Origin of the sequence: Vibrio metoecus (genome assembly GCF_009665255.1) — a bacterium.
GTDB classification, from domain to species: domain Bacteria; phylum Pseudomonadota; class Gammaproteobacteria; order Enterobacterales; family Vibrionaceae; genus Vibrio; species Vibrio metoecus_B.
In genome coordinates this window covers 1,963,407-1,987,619 of sequence record NZ_CP035686.1, presented here as the reverse complement: position 1 = coordinate 1,987,619, position 24,213 = coordinate 1,963,407, and the positions used below count along the sequence as shown (strand labels likewise).

The 24,213-nt window shown below is 49.1% G+C and carries 20 protein-coding genes and 1 pseudogene; 13 read left to right on the top strand and 8 right to left on the bottom strand.

What is annotated here, in order from left to right; translation table 11 throughout:
• The first annotated feature begins 142 nt into the window (after positions 1 to 142).
• The 4 genes from EPB59_RS08990 to EPB59_RS08975 all read left to right on the top strand — a co-directional run bounded on the left by EPB59_RS08990 (position 143) and on the right by EPB59_RS08975 (position 5,854).
• A complete protein-coding gene (locus EPB59_RS08990; protein WP_154172422.1) occupies positions 143 to 1,858 on the top strand; it encodes a chitinase in 1,716 nt (571 codons plus the stop codon).
• Positions 1,859 to 2,048: 190 nt separating this feature from the next.
• Entirely contained in the window at positions 2,049 to 2,642 is a 594-nt protein-coding gene (locus EPB59_RS08985) for an acetate uptake transporter (RefSeq protein ID WP_000104914.1), read from the top strand.
• Positions 2,643 to 2,860: 218 nt separating this feature from the next.
• The gene (locus tag EPB59_RS08980) at positions 2,861 to 3,763 is read left to right on the top strand and encodes a LysR family transcriptional regulator (protein ID WP_154172420.1); all 903 of its coding nucleotides are present in this window, start codon (positions 2,861 to 2,863) and stop codon (positions 3,761 to 3,763) included.
• Positions 3,764 to 3,871: 108 nt separating this feature from the next.
• Positions 3,872 to 5,854, top strand: coding sequence for an alkyl/aryl-sulfatase (locus tag EPB59_RS08975; RefSeq protein ID WP_154172418.1), 1,983 nt, complete (start codon positions 3,872 to 3,874; stop codon positions 5,852 to 5,854).
• Positions 5,855 to 5,933: 79 nt separating this feature from the next.
• Here the strand turns inward: EPB59_RS08975 and EPB59_RS08970 are convergent, their stop codons facing one another.
• Both EPB59_RS08970 and EPB59_RS08965 read right to left on the bottom strand, forming a co-directional pair.
• On the bottom strand, positions 5,934 to 7,484 hold the full coding sequence (locus EPB59_RS08970; protein ID WP_055051544.1) for an alanine/glycine:cation symporter family protein: 1,551 nt from the start codon (positions 7,482 to 7,484) through the stop codon (positions 5,934 to 5,936).
• Positions 7,485 to 7,854: 370 nt separating this feature from the next.
• Positions 7,855 to 9,117, bottom strand: coding sequence for a D-amino acid dehydrogenase (locus tag EPB59_RS08965; RefSeq protein ID WP_195706969.1), 1,263 nt, complete (start codon positions 9,115 to 9,117; stop codon positions 7,855 to 7,857).
• A gap of 103 nt (positions 9,118 to 9,220) precedes the next feature.
• On the opposite strand from EPB59_RS08965, the gene EPB59_RS08960 reads away from it, so the two are divergent.
• The 3 genes from EPB59_RS08960 (at position 9,221) to EPB59_RS08950 (ending at position 11,034) form a co-directional block, all read left to right on the top strand.
• Positions 9,221 to 10,153 carry a LysR substrate-binding domain-containing protein gene (locus EPB59_RS08960; protein ID WP_154172414.1) on the top strand — a complete coding sequence of 311 codons (933 nt, stop codon included), beginning with the start codon at positions 9,221 to 9,223 and terminating at the stop codon, positions 10,151 to 10,153.
• A gap of 124 nt (positions 10,154 to 10,277) precedes the next feature.
• On the top strand, positions 10,278 to 10,607 hold the full coding sequence (locus EPB59_RS08955; RefSeq protein ID WP_000468219.1) for a DOPA 4,5-dioxygenase family protein: 330 nt from the start codon (positions 10,278 to 10,280) through the stop codon (positions 10,605 to 10,607).
• 154 nt (positions 10,608 to 10,761) lie between these two features.
• Entirely contained in the window at positions 10,762 to 11,034 is a 273-nt protein-coding gene (locus EPB59_RS08950) for a hypothetical protein (RefSeq protein ID WP_055044121.1), read from the top strand.
• A 33-nt stretch (positions 11,035 to 11,067) separates the two neighbouring features.
• Here EPB59_RS08950 and EPB59_RS08945 read toward each other — a convergent pair whose 3' ends face one another.
• The 6 genes and pseudogenes from EPB59_RS08945 to citS all read right to left on the bottom strand — a co-directional run bounded on the left by EPB59_RS08945 (position 11,068) and on the right by citS (position 18,380).
• Positions 11,068 to 11,751, bottom strand: coding sequence for a response regulator (locus EPB59_RS08945; RefSeq protein WP_000970288.1), 684 nt, complete (start codon positions 11,749 to 11,751; stop codon positions 11,068 to 11,070).
• Positions 11,752 to 11,764: 13 nt separating this feature from the next.
• Complete coding sequence (locus tag EPB59_RS08940) at positions 11,765 to 13,462, bottom strand: ATP-binding protein (protein ID WP_154172412.1); 1,698 nt, start codon at positions 13,460 to 13,462, stop codon at positions 11,765 to 11,767.
• Positions 13,463 to 13,532: 70 nt separating this feature from the next.
• Positions 13,533 to 14,834, bottom strand: a complete 1,302-nt coding sequence (locus EPB59_RS08935; RefSeq protein WP_000427751.1) for a sodium ion-translocating decarboxylase subunit beta — start codon at positions 14,832 to 14,834, stop codon at positions 13,533 to 13,535.
• Between the two features lie 15 nt (positions 14,835 to 14,849).
• A complete protein-coding gene (gene oadA, locus EPB59_RS08930) occupies positions 14,850 to 16,649 on the bottom strand; it encodes a sodium-extruding oxaloacetate decarboxylase subunit alpha (protein WP_154172410.1) in 1,800 nt (599 codons plus the stop codon).
• Positions 16,650 to 16,667: 18 nt separating this feature from the next.
• A pseudogene (locus tag EPB59_RS08925) lies at positions 16,668 to 17,041 on the bottom strand (OadG family protein).
• On the bottom strand, positions 17,034 to 18,380 hold the full coding sequence (citS, locus tag EPB59_RS08920; protein ID WP_055032044.1) for a citrate/sodium symporter CitS: 1,347 nt from the start codon (positions 18,378 to 18,380) through the stop codon (positions 17,034 to 17,036). Before citS ends, EPB59_RS08925 begins: the two are co-directional and overlap by 8 nt.
• A gap of 276 nt (positions 18,381 to 18,656) precedes the next feature.
• On the opposite strand from citS, the gene citC reads away from it, so the two are divergent.
• From citC to citG, 6 genes are read left to right on the top strand one after another with little or no spacing between them, the layout of a single operon-like run.
• Entirely contained in the window at positions 18,657 to 19,712 is a 1,056-nt protein-coding gene (gene citC, locus EPB59_RS08915; RefSeq protein ID WP_176467357.1) for a [citrate (pro-3S)-lyase] ligase, read from the top strand.
• Between the two features lie 51 nt (positions 19,713 to 19,763).
• Entirely contained in the window at positions 19,764 to 20,060 is a 297-nt protein-coding gene (gene citD, locus EPB59_RS08910) for a citrate lyase acyl carrier protein (RefSeq protein WP_000684014.1), read from the top strand.
• Positions 20,057 to 20,932, top strand: a complete 876-nt coding sequence (citE, locus tag EPB59_RS08905; protein ID WP_000164137.1) for a citrate (pro-3S)-lyase subunit beta — start codon at positions 20,057 to 20,059, stop codon at positions 20,930 to 20,932. Before citD ends, citE begins: the two co-directional genes overlap by 4 nt.
• Before the next feature lie 10 nt (positions 20,933 to 20,942).
• Entirely contained in the window at positions 20,943 to 22,472 is a 1,530-nt protein-coding gene (citF, locus tag EPB59_RS08900) for a citrate lyase subunit alpha (RefSeq protein ID WP_154172408.1), read from the top strand.
• A complete protein-coding gene (gene citX / locus EPB59_RS08895) occupies positions 22,469 to 23,005 on the top strand; it encodes a citrate lyase holo-[acyl-carrier protein] synthase (protein ID WP_033930749.1) in 537 nt (178 codons plus the stop codon). The genes citF and citX overlap by 4 nt, the downstream gene beginning before the upstream one ends.
• Positions 22,983 to 23,924 carry a triphosphoribosyl-dephospho-CoA synthase CitG gene (citG, locus tag EPB59_RS08890; RefSeq protein WP_154172407.1) on the top strand — a complete coding sequence of 314 codons (942 nt, stop codon included), beginning with the start codon at positions 22,983 to 22,985 and terminating at the stop codon, positions 23,922 to 23,924. Before citX ends, citG begins: the two co-directional genes overlap by 23 nt.
• Positions 23,925 to 24,213: the final 289 nt, after the last annotated feature.

Sequence of the window (24,213 nt, the reverse complement as noted above, 5' to 3'; positions counted from 1 at the left end):
GGGTGTAGACCGCAGGCGTACGATTTACATCGTCCTGAAATGGCTCGCAATTCTAGATTCTTTCTTATTTTTCCCTATTAAATTAGTGCTCAATAAGCCTACTCTCAAATGGATTATCAAGTTGAGAGAAGGACTTTCGTCAATGTTTAAACTCAAACACACAGCATGGTGGGTTGCGGTGGCATGCGCTTTGCCTGTGCATGCCGCCATGAATATTCAACCTGATCCACAAAATTCTGGTGGATATGTGGTGGCTAAAGCCGATATTGTCGCGGCTGAACAAGCTAAAACAGCCAATCCAATGTACTCAGTTTGGTCAAATGCCTTAGCTACGCGTTCCAATGCGATTGTTGATGCGATTGAACCGGGACTGGCGACAAACCCTGATAATGTGAAACGCGTTGAGCGCGTATTTCCTGAATCAGAGTGGAATTTCCTTACCAATATGGCGGCACCGGAATACACCTATACCCGTTTTTTACGCGCGATAGGTAAATTCCCTGCGTTTTGTGCAGAGTATACCGATGGCCGTAATTCTGATGCGATTTGTAAAAAATCCATCGTGACGGCGTTTGCTCACTTTTCTCAAGAAACTGGTGGGCATATTGCAAAAGACAACATTTCCGATAACCCATTAGCTTTGGAAGAGTGGCAACAAGCTTTAGTGCATGTGCGGGAAATGGGCTGGTCTGAAGGGCAAGCAGGCTATACCACGGGGTGTGGTCAGAATGATTGGCAGAATAAGAAGTGGCCTTGTGCAACAGGGCAGGGATATTTTGGTCGGGGGGCAAAACAGCTTTCTTACCACTTTAACTATGGTGCTTTCTCTGAAGCCATGTTTGATGGTGATGCCACCGTATTACTCAATAACCCCGGTTTAGTGGCGGATTCATGGTTGAACCTTGCCTCTGCAATCTGGTTTTTCCTGACTCCGCAAGCACCGAAACCGGCGATGTTACACGTGATCGATCGTACTTGGGTTCCTTCACAACGTGAAATTGATGCAGGGATTGGTTACGGTTTCGGTACCACGATCAATATCATTAACGGTGGTATTGAGTGCGGCGAGCAGAACAAAGACAAAGGTCAGCCGGTTAACCGTATTCGTTACTGGGAAGGCTTAGCGGCGCATTATCAAATTCCGATCGAAGCGGATGAGAAGAACACTTGCTGGCAGCAATTGCCCTACGGCAGTTTAAACCTTAATGGTGCGACCGATGTGCTTTACACCAACTGGGATGGTAACTGGAAATATTACCCAGATCGTCCGGGTGGTTACTCGTTTGAGTGTGAGTTGGTCGGTTTCCAAACCGCTTATTCCGCTTTAGTGAAAGGGGATTACGAGAAATGTGTGACAAACTTGTATGGTTCTCACGCGAGTTGGCCGAAAGTCCGCGTAGTAGAAAAACTCGATCCATTACCTACCGATCCGACAGATCCTCCCGCGGGTGGCGTATCCGCTTGGGATGCCGGAAAGGTATACAACAATGGTGATAAGGTCAGTTACAAAGGCGCAATCTACCAAGCTAAGTGGTGGACGCAAGGTAATGATCCTACTTTAGGTGGCCCTTGGGCATTGGTTTCTGGTGAAGCAACCCCTCCGACCAATCCTGTTCCGCCAACGGATCCTGTACCACCGACCAATCCAGTGCCACCAACAGAGCCCACAACACCGACTCCGATTCCACCGACAGAGCCCGTACCTACAGATGCCATTGTGTGGCAACCAGGGATTACTAAGGTGGCAAATGGTGACAAAGTCACCTTCAACGGTCAGTGTTTTATTGCAAAGAATGGTCCCGGAGTTTGGGAGTCACCAACCCAAACAAATTGGTTTTGGGATAAGGTTTCTTGCTAATTATTTGTATTTAAATGATTTATTTAATCGCTCAACTTCGGTTGGGCGATTTTTTATTCGCACCTGTAACTAATCATTTCAACAATCTAAGTTTCCAATAAGATCTTTTTTCTTTTGTCTGTACGTTAATTAAAATCCGCGCGTAATTTTTACAAACATTTTTGAATTCACACTCTGAAGGTAAGTTCACATGTCCACTAAGCTAGCCAACCCAGCACCACTCGGTCTGATGGGTTTCGGTATGACCACCATTCTGCTTAATATCCATAACGCAGGTTTTTTCCCAATCGACTCGATGATTCTGGCGATGGGTATTTTTTACGGCGGTCTGAGTCAAGTTATCGTCGGCATCATGTGCTTTAAGCGTGGTGACACCTTCGGTACAACGGCATTTACTTCTTACGGTCTGTTCTGGTTGACGCTGGTTGGCTTGATCGTAATGCCACACATGGGGCTGCCTGCAAGCCCAGCGCCTTTCATGGGTTGGTACTTAGCTCTGTGGGGTATCTTCACTGGTTTTATGTTCATTGGTTCTCTGTGCTACCCAACTGCCAAGCAAGTGGTATTCGGTTCACTGACTATTTTGTTTGCTCTGCTGGCTGCTCGTGATTTCACTGGTAGCGAACTGATTGGCACAATTGCTGGTTTTGAAGGCATTTTCTGTGGTGCAAGCGCAATCTACTTTGCGATGGCACAAGTGCTGAACAATGAATACGGTCGTGTTGTTCTGCCTATCGGCGAAAAGCGCGTACAGCCTGTTAAAGCACAAGAGCTTGCAGCATAAGTTGATATTCTGGGAACGTATAAAGGGTTAGCCATCGGCTAGCCCTTTTTTTTGCTTTGTTACCCGTGAGTCCACGCTACGTTGCTACGTGTTGGGTGAGTGAACCAAGCCGATTAAAAAGTTAACTCAGTAGCAAGACGTCACAAAGTTGCAGGGCAGGGTGAAGTGAGATCGAGTAAGATCGCTCAAGTGTGATCAGGATAAAAACGGATGAGATAATGCTGCGAGATTACGACCTAAACCTACTGACAGTGTTTGATGCTGTGATGACGCTAGGCTCGGTGAACAGATCGGCAGAAAAGTTGAACATGACTTCAGCCGCGGTTAGCCAAAATTTGGCTCGTTTACGTGAACAGGTGGGGGAGCCTTTGTTTGTCCGGCAAGGGCGTGGATTGCAGCCAACTCAGCACGCACTCAATATGCACAAACACATTTCTGAAGGTTTAAGTGCGATTCGTTTTGGACTTGAAGCAGACGCGAGTTTTGACCCTGCAACCAGCACTCGCGAATTTATCATTGGTGGACAGGCGTATTTTGATTTGGTCGTGTTGCCGCAACTGCTGCAAAAAATCAGCGACATCGCTCCGCATATCACGGTCAATTTAAAATCCTATGAAGATGACCATTTCACACCCAGTCAGGTACTGAGCGAGCGAGAAGCCGATCTATTTTTAGCCTCACTCCCCATCAGCCATCCTTCTATTATTACCACTCAGATCACCGAGGAGGCTTTAGTTGTGGTGTACTCCAAAAATCATCCTCGGCTAGGGAGCTCCTTGAGCTTTGAGCAATTTTTCGCTGAAAAACACACGGCATTAACCAGTCGCCGTTTTGGGAACTATTTGTTTTCCAGCTTGGTGGATCAAGCACTGCCAGCGCGTAGAGTCCATTATCAAAGTGATTCAATGTTGAACCTTATGGCGACCGCATCGGTGACGGATCTCCTGTGTTTTACTCCTAAGCGCTTGGCGGATATGTGGGCAGAAAAATTGGGGTTATTTATTCAGCCGTTACCGTTTGAAATTCGCGCTGTTCCAACGTTTATCTGTTGGCACAAAGCCAAACAACAAGACAAAGGCTTGATCTGGTTGCGCGAGCAAATTGAGGCTGTTCTCTGTTGATAGTTAAGTAATGCTTAACTATTGATTATCGTTTGGCGAATCGTTCTACAGCAATTTCTCTCATATTCTTGTCCCTGTTCCCTAATGACTAAGAAAGAGAGATATCCAATGAAAACAGTCTGTAAACCTACCTTGTTGGCTGTATTGGTTGCCACCTCAGCACCGGTTTTAGCCCATTCTTTTACTGCAGAAACCAAAGCGCCGAGTGCAACCACACAGGCTTTTGCTGAAGAGCTGCGCAGCACACTGCCCTTTGCGGATCAAGAAGATTTCAAACTGGTTGAGAAAGGTCTGATCGCACAGCAAAAAGATCTCAAAATTAAAGATGCAACCGGCAAAGTGGTTTGGGAATTAGGTAATTACAGCTTCCTATTGGATGGCCGTGACTACGACAGTATTCACCCAAGCTTACAACGCCAAGCTCAACTCAATATGCACCACGGTTTGTATAAAGTGACGGATCGCATTTATCAGGTGCGTGGTTACGATTTGGCTAACATCACCTTTGTGAAAGGGGATACCGGTTGGATTGTGTTTGATCCACTGACGGTTCCTGCGACATCAAAAGCCGCTCTGGATTTTGTTAATCAAGAGTTAGGTGAGCGTCCAGTAAAAGCCGTGGTGTACAGTCATGCGCATGCTGACCATTTTGGCGGCGTGAAAGGGATTGTGAACCAAGAGCAAGTTGATCGTGGTGAAGTGCCGATCATCGCACCAAAAGGTTTCTTAGAGCATGCAGTTGCAGAGAACGTATTGGCGGGGAACGCCATGTCGCGTCGTACCACGTACCAATATGGTAACGTGTTGCTGAAAGGGGCTACGGGGCAAGTTGATGCGGCGATTGGTAAAAACGTAGCACAAGGTGAAGTGAGCCTAATTGCACCAACGAAAGTGATCACTGAGCAAACGGAAACGTTGGTGATCGATGGCGTAACCATGGAGTTCCAGAACACGCCAGGAACCGAATCGCCAGCGGAAATGAACACCTACTTCCCACAGTTTAAAGCCTTGTGGATGGCAGAAAACACAGTTGGTGGTTTACACAACGTCTACACTCTGCGTGGTGCGGAAGTGCGTGATGCACAAGCATGGAGTAAATACATCAACCAATCGATTCATAGGTACGCGAAAAAGGCGGATGTGATGTTCGCTTCACATTCTTGGCCACGTTGGGGTAATGACAACATCAACTATTTCCTACGTAAACAGCGTGATATGTACGGTTACATTAACGATCAGGCGCTGCGTTTGGCTAACCATGGCGTCACCATCAATGAGATTCAGGATGAATTCCATGTTCCTGATGTGCTCGCCAAAGAATGGTATAACCGCGGTTATCACGGCAGTTACCATCGCAATGCCAAAGCGGTGATCAACAAATATCTGGGTTACTTTGATATGAACCCTGCGACCTTGCGCCCGCTATCACCGACCGATGCGGCACCGAAATACGTGGCGGCAATGGGCGGCATGGCCAATGTTCTCAAGCAAGGGCAGGCTGCGTTTGATCAAGGTGAGTACCGTTGGTGTGCGGAGATTGTCGATAAAGCCGTGTTTGCCGAGCCGAGCAATAAACAAGCTCGTTACTTACAGGCGGATTGCTTGGAGCAACTGGGCTACCAGAGTGAATCTGCTGGTGAGCGTAACACCTATTTGATGGGGGCTTATGAACTGCGCAATGGTCTACCAACCGTCTCAGCGACGAAAACGGCTAGTGCGGATATGGTGGTGGCGATGGATACCGAACTGTTCCTTGATTATCTCGGTGTACGTCTCAATGGCGATAAAGCTGCGGGTGTGGATTACACCATCAACTTTGTTCTGCCGGATGTGAATGAGAAATTCTTGGTTGAACTGGAAAACGCCCATTTGAATAACTTAAAAGGTATTCAATCGGATAAGCCAGATATGACACTGACGCTGAATCGTTCTGAATTGAATCAGGTGCTGATGGGCAAAACTACCATTCAACAGTTAGCCAAAGAAGGCAAAGCGACGATAGAAGGCAACGCAAAAGCGCTGACCGATATTGCCGGAATGCTAGATAACTTCGAATTCTGGTTCAATATTATCGAACCGAAAACGAAGTAACGTTCACCTTAAGTCGAAAAATAAAGGGTTAGCATCTGCTAACCCTTTGGCTTATTTATGTTGTGTTCACTGCTTTTTCTTATAGTGAGCTAGTTTGCTCTACCCTTTGGGTCTCTTTCACTTCCGCGGTTGGGGCTTTGCCCGTTTTGCGAAGGTATTTTCCTTCCCAGTACGTCGCACCTTTGATGCCAAGTTTCACTGGGTTGAAGGTAAATTCGGTCACGCCTTGTTTTTGCTGATCTTCATAATCTTTCAGTGCAGCCATGGTTGGCTTAGACATAAAGAAGATGATGATGATGCCGACGATGTTGAGCCACGCCATCAAGCCGACGCCTACATCACCTAAAGCCCACGCCAAGTTGGCGGTTTTGACCGTACCGTAGAACACGGCGGCCATGAGCACGATTTTGAGCACAAACATCAAGCCATCGACTTTGAAGGTACGGCGGATATAGGCCACGTTAGTTTCGGCGATGTAGTAGTAAGCCAAAATTGTAGTAAAAGCGAAGAAGAACAGCGCAAACGCCACGAACGGTTTACCAATGCCGGGTAGGGCGCTATCCACCGCAATTTGGGTAAAGGCTGGGCTGCTGGCAATGATGTCCGCTGGCAGGTTTTGCACAAGGAACATACCTTCAGCTGCACCGTGTACGTTGTAGGCACCCGTGATCAAAATCATGAACGCGGTGGCTGAACAGACCATCAAGGTATCAATGTAGATAGAGAAAGATTGCACTAAGCCTTGTTGGGCTGGGTGTTCCACACTTGCCGCTGCCGCTGCATGTGGGCCAGTACCTTGACCAGCTTCGTTAGAGTAAACCCCACGTTTTACCCCCCAACCAATCGCCGCACCTACACCTGCCATCGGCGAGAATGCATCGCCGACGATCATCGCAATAATGCGTGGAACTTCACCGATGTTGAGCAGAATGATCACGAACGCAGTGATGATGTAGGCCAGCGCCATAAACGGAACGACGATCTGAGTGAAGCTTGCGATACGTTTTACGCCACCAAAAATAATGAAGCCGAGCAGGATAGAAACCACTGTACCGGTGAAAATTTTGGCGAAACTAAAGGTACCGATAGCGGTTTCAATCATTGGGCCCGAGCCAAATGCTGACTCAACGGCGTTGCCGATACTGTTGGATTGCACGCCCGGTAATAGCACACCACAAGCAAAGATGGTCGCAATCGCGAAGATCCACGCATACCATTTTTGCCCCATGGCTTTTTCGATGTAGTAAGCTGGGCCACCACGGAATTCACCGTTGTCTTCTTCCTTATAAATCTGAGCCAGAGTCGATTCTGCATACGCGGTAGCAGCGCCAAAAAAGGCAACGGTCCACATCCAGAATACAGCACCAGGGCCACCGAAACCGATAGCGGCTGCAACGCCGGCAATGTTACCCGTACCCACGCGACCAGAAAGTGATACGGCGAGTGCTTGGAAAGAGGAGATCCCTTTTGAGGATTCTTTATTATTCAGAAGTAGGCGCCACATTTCGAAGAAGTGACGAACCTGTACAAAACGAGTCAGAATGGAATAAAACAAACCAGCGCCAAGGCAGAGATAAATCAGCGCCGGACTCCAGATGATTCCATTCAGAAAATCAACAAATGACTGCATAAGTAGTTTCCCTGTAAATGAGTTGTTGTGTTTATTGTGTCTGTTGTGTGTTCGGTATATTAATCTTTTTGTAACTCAAATGTTAATTCTTTTATCTGGCAAAGAATGGATGCGTGACGCTGAACACAAAAACTGTTTATTTGCTGTACAACGGACTGAGTATTGGATGAAGTGGTGAATTTTTGGTCAATCTGGTGGGCGATGTGTGCTAGATAAAAATTTTATGCTTTGGTTAAGTCTGTTGAGATTCAATAAGAAATGACCAACATTTATTCGGTTTTTTGAAGTTTTACACTGTAGACTACAGGCATGCTGACTGCGAGAAATGGCTCTGCCATGCTTCTGCAGGCAGAGCCAAAAAGCCGCGCATTTAGGATGCTTTTGGATAACGGAACAGATCTAGTCCTAATCGGCTCAGTGTGCTTTCGCCCTGAGTGATCACATCGGCCAGAATACTGGCGGAGCCGCAAGCCATCGTCCATCCCAGTGTGCCATGCCCAGTGTTGGTATAGAGGTTGGTATACGGAGTGGCACCGATGATTGGTGTGCCATCGGGTGTCATCGGGCGAAAGCCGGTCCAGAATTGCCCTTGCGCAAAATCCCCTCCGTGCGGAAACAAATCACGCGCGACCATTTCAATCGTCGCTTTACGTGCTTCTGGAATCGCAGGATCAAAACCGGCTAGCTCTGCCGTTCCCGCTACGCGGATCCGATCGGCAAAGCGAGTCAGCGCAACCTTATAAGTTTCATCCATCACGGTCGATTGCGGCGCAAATTTTTCATCAATAATCGGTAAGGTTAGCGAGTATCCTTTTACTGGATAGACAGGAATATCAATGCCGAGCGGTTTGAGTAACGGGGTTGAATAACTGCCCAGAGCCATCACATAAGCATCTGCTTTGAGCAAGCCTAAATCGGTTTGGACACCGATGATCTTTTTGCCTTCATTAACCAATTGTTGGATGTGGCAATCAAAGTGAAAACGCACACCTTGTTGCTTGGCAAGTTCGGTTAGCTGTTGGCAAAACAAGTAACAATCGCCTGTTTCGTCATCCGGTAGCCATAGACCACCCACCAATTTTTTCTGCACTGGGGCGAGCCCCGGTTCATGAATCAGACACTGGGCGACATTCAGCAATTCAAAACGTACGCCACTTTGCGCCAGAAGCTGCATGTCTTTTTCAATCGCAGCTAACTGCTTTTCATCACGAAATACTTGTAAAGTGCCGCGTTGGCGGCCTTGGTAATCGAGCGAATAGGTTTGATTGAGTGCTTTTAAACACTCACGGCTGTGGTTGGCAATCGCCAACATCCGAGATTTATTAACTTGGTAGCGCGACAGTTGGCAGTTGAGCAGCATTTTTCCCATCCAGCTCAGTAATGCAGGATCAAGCGAGGGCTGAATTTTGAGTGGCGCGTGTTCTTCTAGCATCCATTTCAGGGCTTTTTGCGGAATGCCCGGCGCAGCCCAAGGGGAAGAGTAGCCATAGGAGATTTGCCCTGCGTTTGCAAAGCTGGTTTCTTCGGCGCTACGTGGTTGGCGATCGACGACGGTGACATCATGGCCAGCTTGCGCAAGATACCAAGCACTGGTTAATCCGACCACACCACTGCCTAAAACCAAAACTTCCATCATTGACTCCTTGCTTCATTTTCGGCTCAGTGTCGGAGGTTTACTTTTCATTAACAATCGATAAAAATTATCACCACCCTTTAGTAAAACTAAAAGCAAGTCCATGTTAAAAAGCCAGCAAGTTGCCAGTTTGCATACTTTTATGCAGGTAGCTCAATACTCCAGCTTTAGCTTAGCTGCTGCGGCTCTCCATCTCACCACGGGGGCGATAAGCCAACAAATGTTGCAGTTGGAAGCGCAGCTGGGTTTTAGCTTATTTGAACGGCATTCTCGCGGGGTACGTTTAACTGAGGCTGGACGAATCCTACTGACGACGGTGCAACGTAGCTATCAAGATATTGAACAGACAATTCACAGTTTAGTGCCATCAACGGAGCGAAAAGAGATCCGGCTGAAACTGACACCGTCATTTGCGTTTAAGTGGTTGGTTCCGCGGCTAGAGGACTTTTATCGCCGTCATCCGGAAATTCAGATTCAGACGTTCGCGGAAGGCGCGTTGGTGGATAGTGAGCGGCGTGATTACGATCTGGCGATTGATTATGGCGCGTTACCTTATCCGCGGCGAGAAGCGCAGTTATTGATGGAGGAGTGGTTATTGCCCGTGATGAGCACGAACTATCTCGCAGCCCATTCTTGGTTACAGCAGGATTGGGCAAACGCAGAAAATTGGCAGCAGGTCGTGCTACTGCATGATGCGATGCCATGGGCGAATGCAGCACGCGACCAAGAGTGGCACTACTGGGCTCAGCAAATGGGTATTACCTTGCCTGAGCGGCGTGATCACTATTTCAACCGCACGGATATGGCGATGTCTGCTGCAGAGGCCGGAGTGGGGATTGCAATGGCGCGTACTGCCTTACTTTCAAACGAACTCGATACAGGGCGTTTGGTTACCCCCTTTGCTCCCATTCGAGCCAAGGCTGGCTACTTTTTGATTACTCACCAAGCCACTGACGCGACGCAAGTTTTTTGCCAGTGGTTGCAAAAGCAAATTCCGGTGCAGGTTAGCCAAACCGATCGCGATTCTGCGCTATAGGGGCGGTGTGTTTTGCACTCTCGTTCGAAGAAATCGACCTTATTGTGCAAATTCGCCTGCTGATATTGTGCTTAATGTAGCGCTATGCTGACCTCGTCCTGTTGTTCTCTCCTAAGGAGTTACTATGTTTCATGCTCATGTTTATTTTGATCCAGACCAAGCGATCGTCGCTGAACGTTTTCGCCAACAGATTGCCCGTGAACGCCGTGATGTGATCGCGTTATTTGGCCTAGTGCCACGCCGTGTTGGCCCGCATGTTAAGCCGATGTTTGAACTGCATTTTCGCGATAATCAGTATGGGCTTATCGAGTGGTTAGAGGCGAATCGCGGTGCGCTGAGTGTGCTCATTCATCCGGTATCGGGCGATGATGCTTATGACCATCAAGATGACCAGATCCGCTGGTTGGGTGAGGCGCTAGGCATTAATCGCACGATTTTCCGTTACATTCATTAAGCACAAAATCGGTAAGGGTTGTGTGGTGTTAGCAAGATAACGCCATAAAAACCAATAAGATTTTTATCGCTACGGCGAACTTTGAATCGCTTCATGCTTAGCGGAGTCGAAATCCATTGTAATAGGGCGACTCAATAGCCACAGTGGTGATGCGATGTTAGTAAGAAAAGTTTCTAGAGATTTGGCTTCTGCCCAAGCGCGAGAAAATTGGTTGGCCTATTGGCAGCACTTTAGCCGAGATAGCCAAGCGTTTTGTGCGGAAATCAACTGTTTAATTCCGTCGTCGCAGGCGATGTTGGTGAAACGTGATAAAGATGAAGAAGGGGTATTTGTGATCCCACTTTGTCAGTGTCACAGTAACAACTTAGAAGGGGTGTTGGAAATAGGGGAGAGCACCGAAGTGATCCCCTTTCACTACACTTTGTAACTCATGCTTGATGCATTCGGCATGCTGGGTGGGCTAGCGCTTTTGATAAAGTCGTTCGGGACGACCCACCCGGCCATGCTGAATACAGGCCTCCAGAAAACCACTGGCCACACAATATTCCAAATAACGTCTGGCCGTGGTTTTGCTGATCCCAATCGCTTGTCCTAACAATTCTGCAGTGTAGGCCGCTTGCGGTTCATGGTGATAAATCTCTTGGATTTTGATTAAGGTCAGTTCATCAATCCCTTTCGGCAACCCATCAAGCTGCTCGGTTTTGGCTTGAAAATTAAATAGCTCATCGACGTGTCGTTGATTCACACTGTCATTGGCGCGCAGCGAGCTGATGTATTTCAGATACCGTTCCAGCGAGTTTTGTACTCGATCGTAGGCGATCGGTTTTAACAGGTAATCAAAAACCCCGCAGCGTACGGCTTCGCGCACGGTCTCCATATCCGAAGCGGCGGTGATAAAAATGACATCCGGCGCTTGCGGTTGATGGGTTAACTCTTTCAAAAACTCAATGCCACGACCATCGGGCAGGTAGTTATCCAAGAAAATCAGTTTAGGTTTGAGAATGCGCACCATATTGCGCGCTTCGTTGATACTTTGTGCCACGCCGACGGGGCGAAAGCGGGCGGTTTGTTTGAGATAAAAGCTGTGCACGTCAGCAATGCTCGTTTCATCCTCTACGATCAATACGTCGATTAATTCCATCATAATCAAACTCTTCTTATGCCCGTTCGGCAAGCTCTGGAAGGTTTTCCACTGCAAGCGTGTTGGGTCTATTGGGAATAAAAATAGAAAAAATAGTCCCTTGCGGCTCCGCACTGTCGATAAGAATCGATCCATGAGCCTGAGTGACAAATTGATGGACAAGGTAAAGTCCGATACCGTGTCCTTCTTGGTTTTTGCTACTCACTCCCTTGAGAAACAAAGTTTGGGCGATGTCGGCCGAGATCCCGATGCCGTTGTCCGCCACTTCAATCACCAACTCCTCACCGTTATCGGTTAGCAGCAGAGAAATGGTTTTATTGCTGTGTGGATTTTTTAGCGTAGCTTCAAACGCGTTATCCAGCAGATTGCCAAGTACCGCCGCCAGTTCATCTGAGGTCATGCACTGCGGCTCTTGGTGTAGATGCGATAGCGGATCGAACTCCAAGCACAGCCCTAACTCTTTGGCGCGGCTGTATTTCCCCAGCAGTAACCCCGCGATTACTTTCGGGTGAAAAGTTTGGGCGATGAAATCGATCAGCTGTTGCTGCTCTGCCGTTTCGCGGCGGATGGTTTTCACTGCTTCGTCATACGCACCGATTTGAATTAAGCCGCCGATGGTCGAGAGGCGGTTGGCAAACTCGTGACTCATCACGCGCAAATTATCGTTATGTTGACGGATCTGGGTGAGCTGCGAGGTGAGCGTGTTGAAATCATTGCGGCGACGAAAACTGACCACCCAGCCGATTTGTTGCTGCCCAGAATTGATCGGTACCCGATTCGCGACCAAGGTTTCACCATTACAGCTGATCAGTTCATCTTGCTGGCTGACACGGTTTTGCTGCGCCAACTTGCCAAACGGGCTTGCGCCCATAAAAAAGCAGGTTGGAGTGATGAACTCTTGAACATTACGCCCAATCAAATGAGTCGGCTGATGGGCAATGCCCAAAATATTCAGTGCCTTAGCATTGACGGACAGGATTTCCCCTTTCAAGCTGATCGCGACGATACCTTCATACACACTTTGTAAAATCGACTGCTGTAGGTTGAGGTTCATGGCGATCTCTTCCGGCTCCATATTGAACATCTGCTGTTTGATATGGCGGGTAAAGATCCAAGCGCCGAGCGCAGAAAGCAGCATTAAAAGCAGCACAGTGAAAATCACTGGGTAGGAGTAAACCCGCAGCCAACTGCTGATGTTATCGAGCAGGTAGCCAACAGAAACCACGCCGAGGATCTCTCCCGAAGGGGCAACAATCGCGGCTTTGCCTCGAATTGCCCAACCTAGGCTGCCTTTTTGAGTTGAGGTGTAATATTCGCCCTCTTTTAATGCGCGAATACTGTCTCCTCCTTGCATCGGTAAGCCGATTTTTTGCTCATCCGGATGCGCGATGCGAATGCCATTGGCATCGCCAATCACAATAAAATTGGCATCCGAGATGCGTTGTAAACGATCGATTTTGGCCTGCACTTCAGCAAGCCGATTTTGTTGGATCAGCACAATGAGATTGGGATCGGTCGCAATCTCACGCGCTTGAATTAGCGCTTTGGTACTGATCTGATCTTCTAAGGTTTCACTTAAGGTTTGATGAAAAAAGCCGGCCACCAGCGAAAGCTGGATCACCACCATAGCCACCAACAGAGCGCCGACCCTCTGTTGAAACGAAAGCGTCTGGCAGACTTTGGTGTGTAAAAATTGCGTGAGGGATATGTTCATGCCGGCGAGTCTATCCTTGCTATAAAGGAGGCTTATTGATTGGGGTCTAAGAAACCCCAACCAATTATGTTTAGCCCATCACATATTTGATCATTACCCCAGCGGCGACCGCAGAGCCAATCACCCCCGCGACGTTGGGACCCATGGCATGCATCAGCAAAAAGTTCTGCGCATTGGCTTCAAGCCCGACCTTGTTGGAGACGCGCGCGGCCATTGGCACGGCAGAAACCCCAGCAGAACCAATCAGCGGATTGAGTTTGGTGGTCGAGAAACGGTTCATCAGTTTCGCCATCAACACCCCAGCTGCGGTGCCGACACAAAACGCCACAATACCGAGCACCAAAATGCCGATGGTTTGTGGCTGCAGGAACTTATCTGCCATCAGCTTGGAGCCGACGGACAAGCCAAGGAAAATGGTCACTATGTTGATGAGGGCGTTTTGCGCTGTGTCGGATAAACGCTCCACCACGCCACATTCGCGCATCAAGTTACCAAAGCAGAACATGCCGAGCAGTGGCGTTGCCGAAGGCAGCAAGAGAGCAATCAAGATCAGCAGTAGGAGCGGAAAGCCGATTTTTTCCAGCTTGTGCACCTGACGCAGCTGCTGCATCTGAATTTTGCGCTCTTCTTGTGTGGTCAGCGCACGCATGATCGGCGGCTGAATCATAGGCACTAACGCCATGTAGGAGTAGGCGGCGACCGCAATCGCTCCCAACAATTCTGGTGCGAGCATGCTCGATACGTATATCGCGGTTGGGCCATCAGCACCGCCAATGATGCCAATCGCCGCCGCTTGCGCCACGCTAAAATCCATCACTCCTAAACTGCTTAATGCCAACGCGCCCAATACGGTAGTGAAAATACCAAACTGAGCCGCCGCGCCGAGCAGTAAGGTTTTAGGGTTGGCGAGCAGAGGACCAAAATCGGTCATCGCGCCTACGCCCATAAAGATGATTAACGGGCCAGCGCCAGAGGCAATCGCAATGCTGTAAAACAGATACAGCATGCCATCACTGTATTGGTACTGCTCAGCAAGCAGGTGCAAGGTGGTCATCTGCAGTGGCGTTGCGCTGCTCAAGGCTTGCTTGATGTCTGCAGGCATGTAGGAGCTGAGTTGCAGCACTTCTGAAAACGCCGTCATCACTTCCGGTTTGGCCGCATACACGGCATTTTCGATGGCTGACATGGCAAGCCCAGCATCAGGCAGGTTAGATAAAATTCCCCCAAAACCTATGGGTACCAGCAGCAAAGGCTCGAAACGTTTGACGATGGCAAGATAGAGCAGCACTAACCCAACAAGGATCATGATGCCCTGTCCCCACTGAAGGTGGAACAGGCCAAAATCACGCACCATGGCTAAAATATTTTCCATACTTTCCGCCTCTGATTACGCCAATACCAACAAAGCATCGCCGACTTGTACGGCATCGCCTTCATTGACTTCAATGGCACTGATCACCCCAGCACGTGGCGCGCGAATTTCGGTTTCCATCTTCATGGCTTCTAAAATCAGCAAGACATCACCTTCGGCCACTTCATCACCGGCTGAGGCATGAATTTTCCAAATGTTGCCAGAGAGCGGTGCGGCGAGGTTTTCACCTTCTGCTGCACTTGGTACTGGTGCATTGCTGGCTGATGGCGAGGGAGCAACATGTGTCAGGTCACCGCCTTCATCCACCTTCACCACATAGCTTTGGTTGTTCACCGTAATGGTGTAGACACCGTGATTTTCCACGGGCTGTACTTTGCTTTTTTCTGTTGGCGTTTTCGGTGTGCTGGCTGAACTTGCTGCTTGCGGCGCAGGTTCAAAGGCTTCTGGGTTATGGCGGTTGGCTAAAAACTTCCAGCCTACCTGATCAAACAGCGCAATGGTCAGTACATCATCAATCGCATTCTCGGCGAGGGTGATGTGCTGCTCTTTAGCTTGCTGCAATACGCGGTCTTGCAAGGTTGGCATTTCGGCGGCAATCAAATCCGCAGGGCGACAAGTAATGGCTTCTGCGCCCGCCAACACGCGAGCTTGCAGCTCAGTGTTAACCGGTGCTGGCGTTTTGCCGTATTCCCCTTTCAGCACACCGCTGGTTTCCTTGGTGATGGTTTTGTAACGCTCACCCAGCACCACGTTGATCACCGCTTGTGTACCGACAATTTGTGAGGTAGGGGTGACCAGAGGCAAAAAGCCGAGTTCTTCACGCACGCGTGGGATCTCTTCGAGCACTAAATCGAGTTTATCCAGCGCGTTTTGTTGTTTGAGTTGGCTTTCCATGTTGGTCAGCATGCCGCCGGGAACCTGAGCCACCAAAATGCGCGCATCGCTGCCTTTCATCATGCCTTCAAAGGCGTGGTATTTTTTGCGTACATCACGGAAGTAAGCTGCAATCTGTTCGAGTTTGGTGATATCCAATCCGGTGTCGTAGCCGGTGCCTTGCAAGGTTGCGACCAGTGATTCGGTCGCCGGATGACCATAAGTGCCACTCATGCTGGAAATCGCGGTATCCACTCGATCCACGCCCGCTTCAATCGCTTTAAGCAAAGTCATATCGGCAAGGCCAGCGGTGGAGTGACAGTGCAGATGCAGCTCGACATCCACTTGCTTTTTCAGGGTAGACACCAGCTCTTCAGCGGCATACGGGGTCAAAATGCCGGCCATATCTTTCAGGGCAATTGAGTCGACACCAAGCTCAGCCAGTTGCTGCGCCACATCGACCCAAGTTTGTAAATTGTGTACTGGGCTGGTGGTGTAGCAGAGCGTGCCTTGCGCATGCGCGCCCATCTTTTTCACCGCTTGCAGCGCCTGTTGCATGTTGCGTACATCGTTCATCGCATCGAAGACACGAAATACATCCATGCCGTTTTTCACCGCACGCTCAACAAAAGTATCCACCACATCATCGGCATAGTGACGGTAGCCGAGCAGGTTTTGCCCGCGCAGCAGCATTTGCAGTGGCGTATTGGGCATGGCTTGTTTGAGTAAACGTAGACGTTGCCATGGGTCTTCGCCTAAAAAGCGGATGCAGCTGTCAAAGGTCGCGCCTCCCCAACATTCCAAAGACCAATAACCGATCTGATCTAATTGCTGCGCAATCGGCAGCATGTCGTCAATTCGTAAACGGGTGGCAAAAAGAGATTGGTGAGCATCGCGCAATACGACATCCGTAACACCAACGCGTTTGATCGCCTGAGTCATCTGTGGTTTCTCCTTCACTTAAGATAGTTTTTGTTGTGTTTTATGGTGATGGACAGCGGCCGTGAGCACCGCGAGCAATTCACCTTGGTTTTGATTTGGGTTGGCTTTGGCCTTGTTGGCAGAGGCTTTTTTATTGGTGGTTTTGGCTGGCACTTCCGGCGGGGCAAAACGCACAATCAATTGCGACATCGCACGCGTGGCATATACCAAGAAAATCAGAAAGATGAACACAAAGCCCATCCCCAGCGTCAGCAAATTAATCCCTTCGAGGAACAGTGAGGTTGATTGCATGGTCACTTCCAGTGGTAAAAACAGGGTTGAAAACGGAGAGAAAAAAGGCGCGCTAAGCGCGCCAAATAATCCCAAGGAGCAAGGGTTAAAGGGTTAAACAAACATTCCGAATACGACGCTGGCGATGACCAGCACAATGCCGCCACCCAGACGTGAAGAGATTTGTGCGTAAGAGAGCAAGCTCATACGGTTAGAGGCGGCAAGCACTTCAAGGTCGCCCGATCCGCCGCGGTTTGCCATACATAGCCCTGCCGTAATCGAAGCTTCAACAGGGTAGAAGCCCATCGCCCAGCCACCTAAAGCGGCACCGATAATCGCACCAAGCACAATCACCGTAGCAATGATTACGTTGGCAAAGGTAAGAGCGTTGATGATTTCAGCCAGATCGGTGTAAGCAATACCAACGCCGACCATCAATAGCCACAGCATCTGTTTTGAGAAGAAATTCGACAGACGTTTCGCGCCTTCTTTGATTTCATCACTGCACAAACCCGCCGCGTTAAGGATGGCGATGATCACCACCATGTACGCAAAGGTGTGGATTTGAATGGTGCCAAAACCGGGCAAAATCTCTTTCGATAACGCATAAGAGAAGGTGTACACACAAGCGGCCAGCATTAAACCGATGGCAATTTCACGGTGAGTCACTGTCAGGTTTTTCGCTTCTTCGCTCACATCTAACTGGGTGCGGCGTACCAACTCACCATTACCGGTCAGTGAAGGCATTTTTTCGCCGATGATGTTGATTACCGCTGCGGCGACGATGGCCACAATGTTGGCGATAGTCAGGATCGCGATAGCAACCGAGTAGTATTGCTCTTTCGACCCACCCGTGACCGACTCATAAATTTCAGAAAGTGGGATAGCGCCAGCACCATTACCACCGCCCATAATCGGTAGCACGTACAGCATCATGATGCGATCAGGCGTGATACCAAATACGAGGCCGATAGCGATACCGAACACCGCAGCGCCCGCTACCGCGGCGAGAATAGTTGGAATGTAGCCAGCCAAAGAGCGGATCAGCAGTTTACGGTTGACCGCCAGAATTGAGCCGGTGATCAGCACTGCGATGAACAGATCCAAGAATTTGCTCTTATCCATCACTTCGGTCACGGTTTTGATTTCGCGATCACTGAGCCAGCCCATATGCACGAACCAAGCGGCAACCAAGAAAATCATTACCGGCGCACCGCCGATGTATTTATTAAAAATCGGTAGACGTTTGCCAACTTCGCCAAATATTGCGCCGATGACAAACATAAAAGCAAAACCACCCACCAAACCGCTAGGTAAAGTGTCAGTAAAATGAGCGGCTAATACAGTGATCAGTAAAAATAAAAATAAAGGGAGTGGAGTGCCAAATATTTTTGTTTGGCTTAGATTAAATCCACTTGCAGTTGCGGACTTTTTATCTAAATGTAGGGTTTTCTCGTTCATAATTCCATGTCCAATGAGGTTATTAAGACCTTTACTACATTAAATAAAATAGTCAGTGATAATTGTGAAAATAGTCATCCAAACCAGTGGCTTTAAAAATCTCAATGGTTTTTATGGTTTAAATTTAAAATAAAATTAAAAATCAAAGAGATAAGAGTTAAATTCATTAAAACCATAAAGAGCGTTAACGGCGGGAAATAAAGTGATTACCCTCATTAAACCTTTTAGGCTGAATTTAGATAATAAAGCCAGAAAAAATAGGTGAGGAAGCCGACCATGGTGGATATTTATACCTTCTCGCGAGTTTCAACCAAGAATCGAACCAAGCTATTGCAGATCAAAGAGTTTCTCTGCCAGCATCAGTTGACCGTGGATGACGATGTAGAGCATTTTGTGGTGGCTTATGGCACAAACCAAATCATCGCTTGCGGTGGAATTGCAGGGCATGTATTGAAGTCCATCGCGGTTTCTCCTGCGCTGCAAGGCACTGGTTTTGCGCTCAAACTGATGACCGAATTAACCAACTTCGCTTATGAAATGGGGCGTTTTTCACTCTTTCTATTTACTAAGCCAGCCAATATTGATTTATTTAGACAGTGTGGTTTTTTCTTGGTCGATAAAGTCGAACCGCATATTGCTTTATTAGAAAATAGCCCTAATCGCCTTTCTGTTTATTGCAAACAGTTGCAGTTATTAAAAATGTCTGGGCGTAAAATTGGCAGTATCGTGATGAATGCCAATCCATTTACCCTAGGTCATCAATATTTAATTGAACAAGCCTGTGAACAATGTGACTGGGTGCATTTATTTGTTGTAAAAGCAGAGAATAAAGATTTTTCTTACGCTGATCGCATGGCCATGATTAAGGCGGGTAGTAAACATTTATTGAATTTAACTATTCATTCCGGATCAGATTATATTATTTCACGCGCGACCTTCCCCAGTTATTTTATTAAAGATCAGCAAGTGGTCAATCAATCCCATACCGCGCTGGATTTAAGTATTTTTCGCCATTCTATCGCGCCTGCCCTTGGCATTACGCACCGCTTTGTCGGCAGTGAGCCGATTTGTACGGTGACGCGTCACTACAACCAAGCCATGCGCCGCTGGTTGGAAGAAGAGCACGATGTTAGTGCGCCGATCCAAGTCGTTGAAATTGAGCGCAGTCAACAAGCCTCGCAGCCGATCTCCGCATCGCGCGTGCGTTACTTGCTCAAACAATTTGGCGTTGCTGCGATTGCCGATCTCGTGCCGAAAACGACCTATTCCTACCTTTGCCAGCACTATGTGGAACATTCGCTACAGACCGCACCGCAACTGTTAGCGGTATGAGCGCGGTGCTGACACTGTTTTATCCAATAACTCATTAACAAGGTTGTACCCATGAAAATTGCCCATCCCGCCTTTGCGGGAACACTGGAATCCAGTGATCTTCAGGTTCGGATTGAACCCAATAACGATGGCGGTATTGAACTGGTGTTAGACAGTACCGTCGAACAGCAATTTGGTCATGCGATTCGTCAGGTCGTGCTGCACACTCTCGATGCGATGCAAGTGCACGATGCGCTGGTCACCATCGAAGACAAAGGCGCACTGGATTGTGTGATCCGCGCGCGCGTACAGGCGGCGGTGATGCGCGCTTGTGATGTTCAGAACATTGAGTGGAGCCAACTATCATGACCAAACTTCGTCGCAGTATGTTATTTGTGCCGGGCGCGAATGCCGCCATGCTCAGCAACACCTTTATCTATCAACCTGATTCGATCATGTTCGATCTGGAAGACTCGGTCGCGCTGCGTGAAAAAGACACCGCGCGGATGTTGGTGTTCCATGCGCTGCAACACCCTATGTACCAAGAGATGGAAACCGTGGTGCGGGTCAATCCGCTCGATTCTGAATTCGGCATCAAAGACCTTAATGCCGTGGTGCGCGGCGGAGCCAAAGTGGTGCGTCTGCCGAAAACCGATAACGCCAACGATGTGATTGAGATGGAAAAAGTCATCGAGCAGATCGAGCGTGAATGCGGACGTGAAGTGGGTAGCACGCGTATGTTGGCCGCGATTGAAAGCGCGCAAGGCATCAACAACGCGGTTGAGATTGCCTTTAGCTCACGCCGCCTGATTGGGATTGCGCTTGGCGCGGAAGACTATGTGCGCGATCTGCGCACGCAGCGTTCAGCGGAAGGGATTGAGCTGCTGTTTGCACGCTGCTCCATTCTGCAAGCGGCGCGTGCTGCCGGGATCATGGCGTTTGATACCGTCTATTCCGATGCCAATAACGAAGAGGGATTTTTGCGTGAAGCGGAGCACATCAAACAGCTTGGCTTTGATGGCAAATCACTGATTAACCCGCGCCAGATTGACTTGCTGCACAACGTGTTTGCTCCAACGCAAAAAGAGGTCGATCACGCCATCGCAGTCATCGAAGCCGCTGAAGAAGCCGCGGCGAAAGGGCTAGGCGTGGTTTCCCTTAACGGCAAAATGGTCGATGGCCCCATCATCGAACGCGCACGTTGGACACTGCAACGTGCTGAATCCGGCATCAAACACTAAAGGTCATCTCATGAGTATCAATACATTAAATAACCCTCTGTCTGTGCTGGAAGTGGAACGCTACGCGTTGACGCCTTACACCCAAGCGCACGCGATCACGCCGCATCTGCACGATGAGCAAGCGAAAAAAAGCCGCAAAGTGAAAAGCTCGATCCGCGAAGCGATTGTTGATCTTGGCTTAAAAGATGGCATGACCATCTCTTTCCACCATGCGTTTCGTGGCGGCGATAAAACCGTCAATCTGGTGATGGAGGTGATTGCTGAATTGGGGATTAAAAACCTCACGCTCGCCTCAAGCTCGCTCACCTCTTGTCATTCGCCTTTGATTGAACACATCAAAAACGGCGTAGTGAGCAAGATTTACACCTCAGGGATCCGTGGAGCGCTGGCTGACAGCATTTCTAACGGCCTGCTTGATGAGCCAGTACATATTCACTCGCACGGTGGTCGTGTGCATTTGATCCAAAGCGGTGAGCTGTACATCGACATGGCATTTATTGGTGTGCCTTGTTGCGATGAATTTGGCAACGCTAACGGCTTTAAAGGCAAATCCAATTGTGGCTCACTCGGTTATGCCAAAGTCGATGCCGAACACGCTGAAAAAGTGGTGATGCTGACCGAAGCGATCGTCGGTTTCCCGAATTTCCCTGCATCGATTACTCAAGATCGTGTTGATGCGGTGGTGCAAGTAGCCGAAGTGGGCGACCCAAGCAAAATCGGTGGGGATGCCACGCGCATGACCACCAACCCACGCGAGCTGTTGATTGCCAAACGCGCTGCAGAAGTCATCGAGCATTCTGGCTATTTCTATGATGGTTTTTCAATGCAGACTGGTTCGGGCGGTGCATCGCTCGCGGTTGCGCGCTTTTTGAAAGAGAAGATGCTGCGCCAAGACATTCGCGCTTCTTTCGCTCTCGGTGGTATCACCGCAACCATGGTCGACATGCATGAGCAGGGGCTGATTGATTACTTGCTCGATGTGCAGTGTTTCGATTCGGTGGCGGCGGGCTCGTTAGCGCGCAATCCGCATCATCTGGAAATCTCTGCTAACGAATACGCCAACCCAAGCTCGAAAGGGGCGGCGGTGGATAGGCTGGATGTGGTTATCTTGAGTGCGCTGGAGATTGATACCCAGTTTAACGTTAACGTGATCACCGGCTCTGATGGGGTAATTCGCGGTGCATCCGGCGGCCACTGCGACACGGCGGCGGCGGCAAACTTATCGATTATTGTGGCGCCTTTGGTACGTGGCCGCATTCCGACCGTGGTCGAGAAGGTCACTAACGTCATCACCCCAGGATCCACCATCGATGTGTTGGTGACGGATCAAGGTATCGCGGTTAACCCTAATCGTCCCGAACTGAAAGCACATTTCATCGCGGCGCAACTGCCCGTTGTCGAGATTGAAGCGTTGCAACAGCGTGCCGAGTTGCTGACGGGCAAACCCCAGCCGTTGCAATTTGAAGACAAAACCGTTGCCTTTGTTCACTACCGTGACGGTTCGATCATTGATGTTATCAAGCAGGTAAAAAGCCTATGAGTCACCATCCGGATCTTTCAGTCAGTCTGGACCAGCTCCTTCTGCGTAAAGAAGTGCGGGTTCGGCAACAAGGTGAGTGGCTAAAACGCCATTCACTGCCTCTGGTTTCTTTCACGGTTAACATGCCGGGCGCGGTTAAGCTCAACGCTGCCAGCCAAACCGTGATGGATGCAGGTATGCGTGCCATTCAAGAACTGTGTCAGCAAACGGGTTGGCGGCAAGTGGCTTGTCAGTTGCTGGTGGAAAAAACCGGGCCGGAAGCCTTTGTGGTGATTCAGGTTCCATCGGCCAGCATGTTGAAAAAAGCCATGATGAAGATTGAACGCGAGCACCCGCTGGGGCGACTGATGGATCTGGATGTGATTGATGTCGATGGACATATTATTTCGCGCCAAGGTGCGCAGTTGCCAAGACGGCGCTGCCTGCTGTGTGAACGCGATGCGGTGATCTGTGCTCGCTCACGGCGGCACAGTGTCGAAGCTTTGCTGGCAAAAATTGAGGAGATGACGCATGACTATTCCTGCTGCGCTTGATCTGCTGTTTGAACTGCCTAGCCAAGCGTCTTCCTCTTCAGGTTCAAAGACCTTCAGCCTGCCCCGCTTAGTGGGGCATCTGGCCTACCATGCCATGATGTTGGAGGTGCATCTCACCCCTAAACCGGGTTTGGTGGATACCGCCAATAATGGCGCGCACCGCGATATGGATCTCAACACTTTTATCGCCAGCGCCGAGGCGATCGCGCCTTATCTGCACTCTTTTGTCAGTGCTGGTTGGGAGAGTGCGGGAAATCCGGCAGCTCAGCTACTGAGCGCCTTACGCCCGATTGGCATAGAAGCTGAGCAAGCTATGTTTGCGGCCACACAAGGGGTGAATACCCACAAAGGGATGATTTTCATCTTGGGGCTTATTTGCGGCTCGGTGGGGTGGCTTAAAGCCAATCAACTCAAAATCGATGCGCAGCATATAGGTGAAACCATTCGCCAAGCGTGCCAGTTTTTGGTTATCGATGAGCTAAAAGCCAAGCGTGATTGTGAACCTGAAACCGCAGGCGAGCGCATTTATCGCCAGTATGGTTTGACTGGCGCACGCGGTGAAGCTGCTTCAGGCCTTGCGATGGTGATGCAACATGCGCTGCCAGCCTACCAAGCCTGTTTAACCAAAGGTGCCAGCACCGAGCAAGCCTTGTGGCATACCTTATTGGTGTTGATGGCCAACAATAACGACAGCAATCTTGTTTCACGGGGTGGGTTAGAAGGGCTACATTTTGTGCAAGAACAAGCGCAGCAACTGCTCGCCCAAGGTGGCTTTTTATATCAAGAAATCGAACAAGCCCTCACCGCGCTTGATAGCGCGCTGATTGAAAAACACTTAAGCCCCGGCGGCAGCGCCGATTTATTGGCCGCCACTTGGCTTATTTACGAATTGGTGCAGTTATTTAAAGTGCGTCACTAAGCTTACCGGTTATTCCATTTTTCATACTGCCCTGCCTCGATAGCAGGGCTTTTTATTGCATTTTTCTTAAATCACGCAGTTATGATTGTCTGAATATCCCCTTCCTATTTGAAGCTGCAGTGGTGTTGGCTACGTTCGTTCACCCCAATCACATCGTTTATCTATGCTCATGGGGATGAACTTACTTGCCGTCTACCTGCAACTCCAAGTAGTTTCGGTATAACAGGGCTTAATGCCACAAGTATTAGTAGAACTGATTATGGATTAAAAATATTCCATATACTTATGA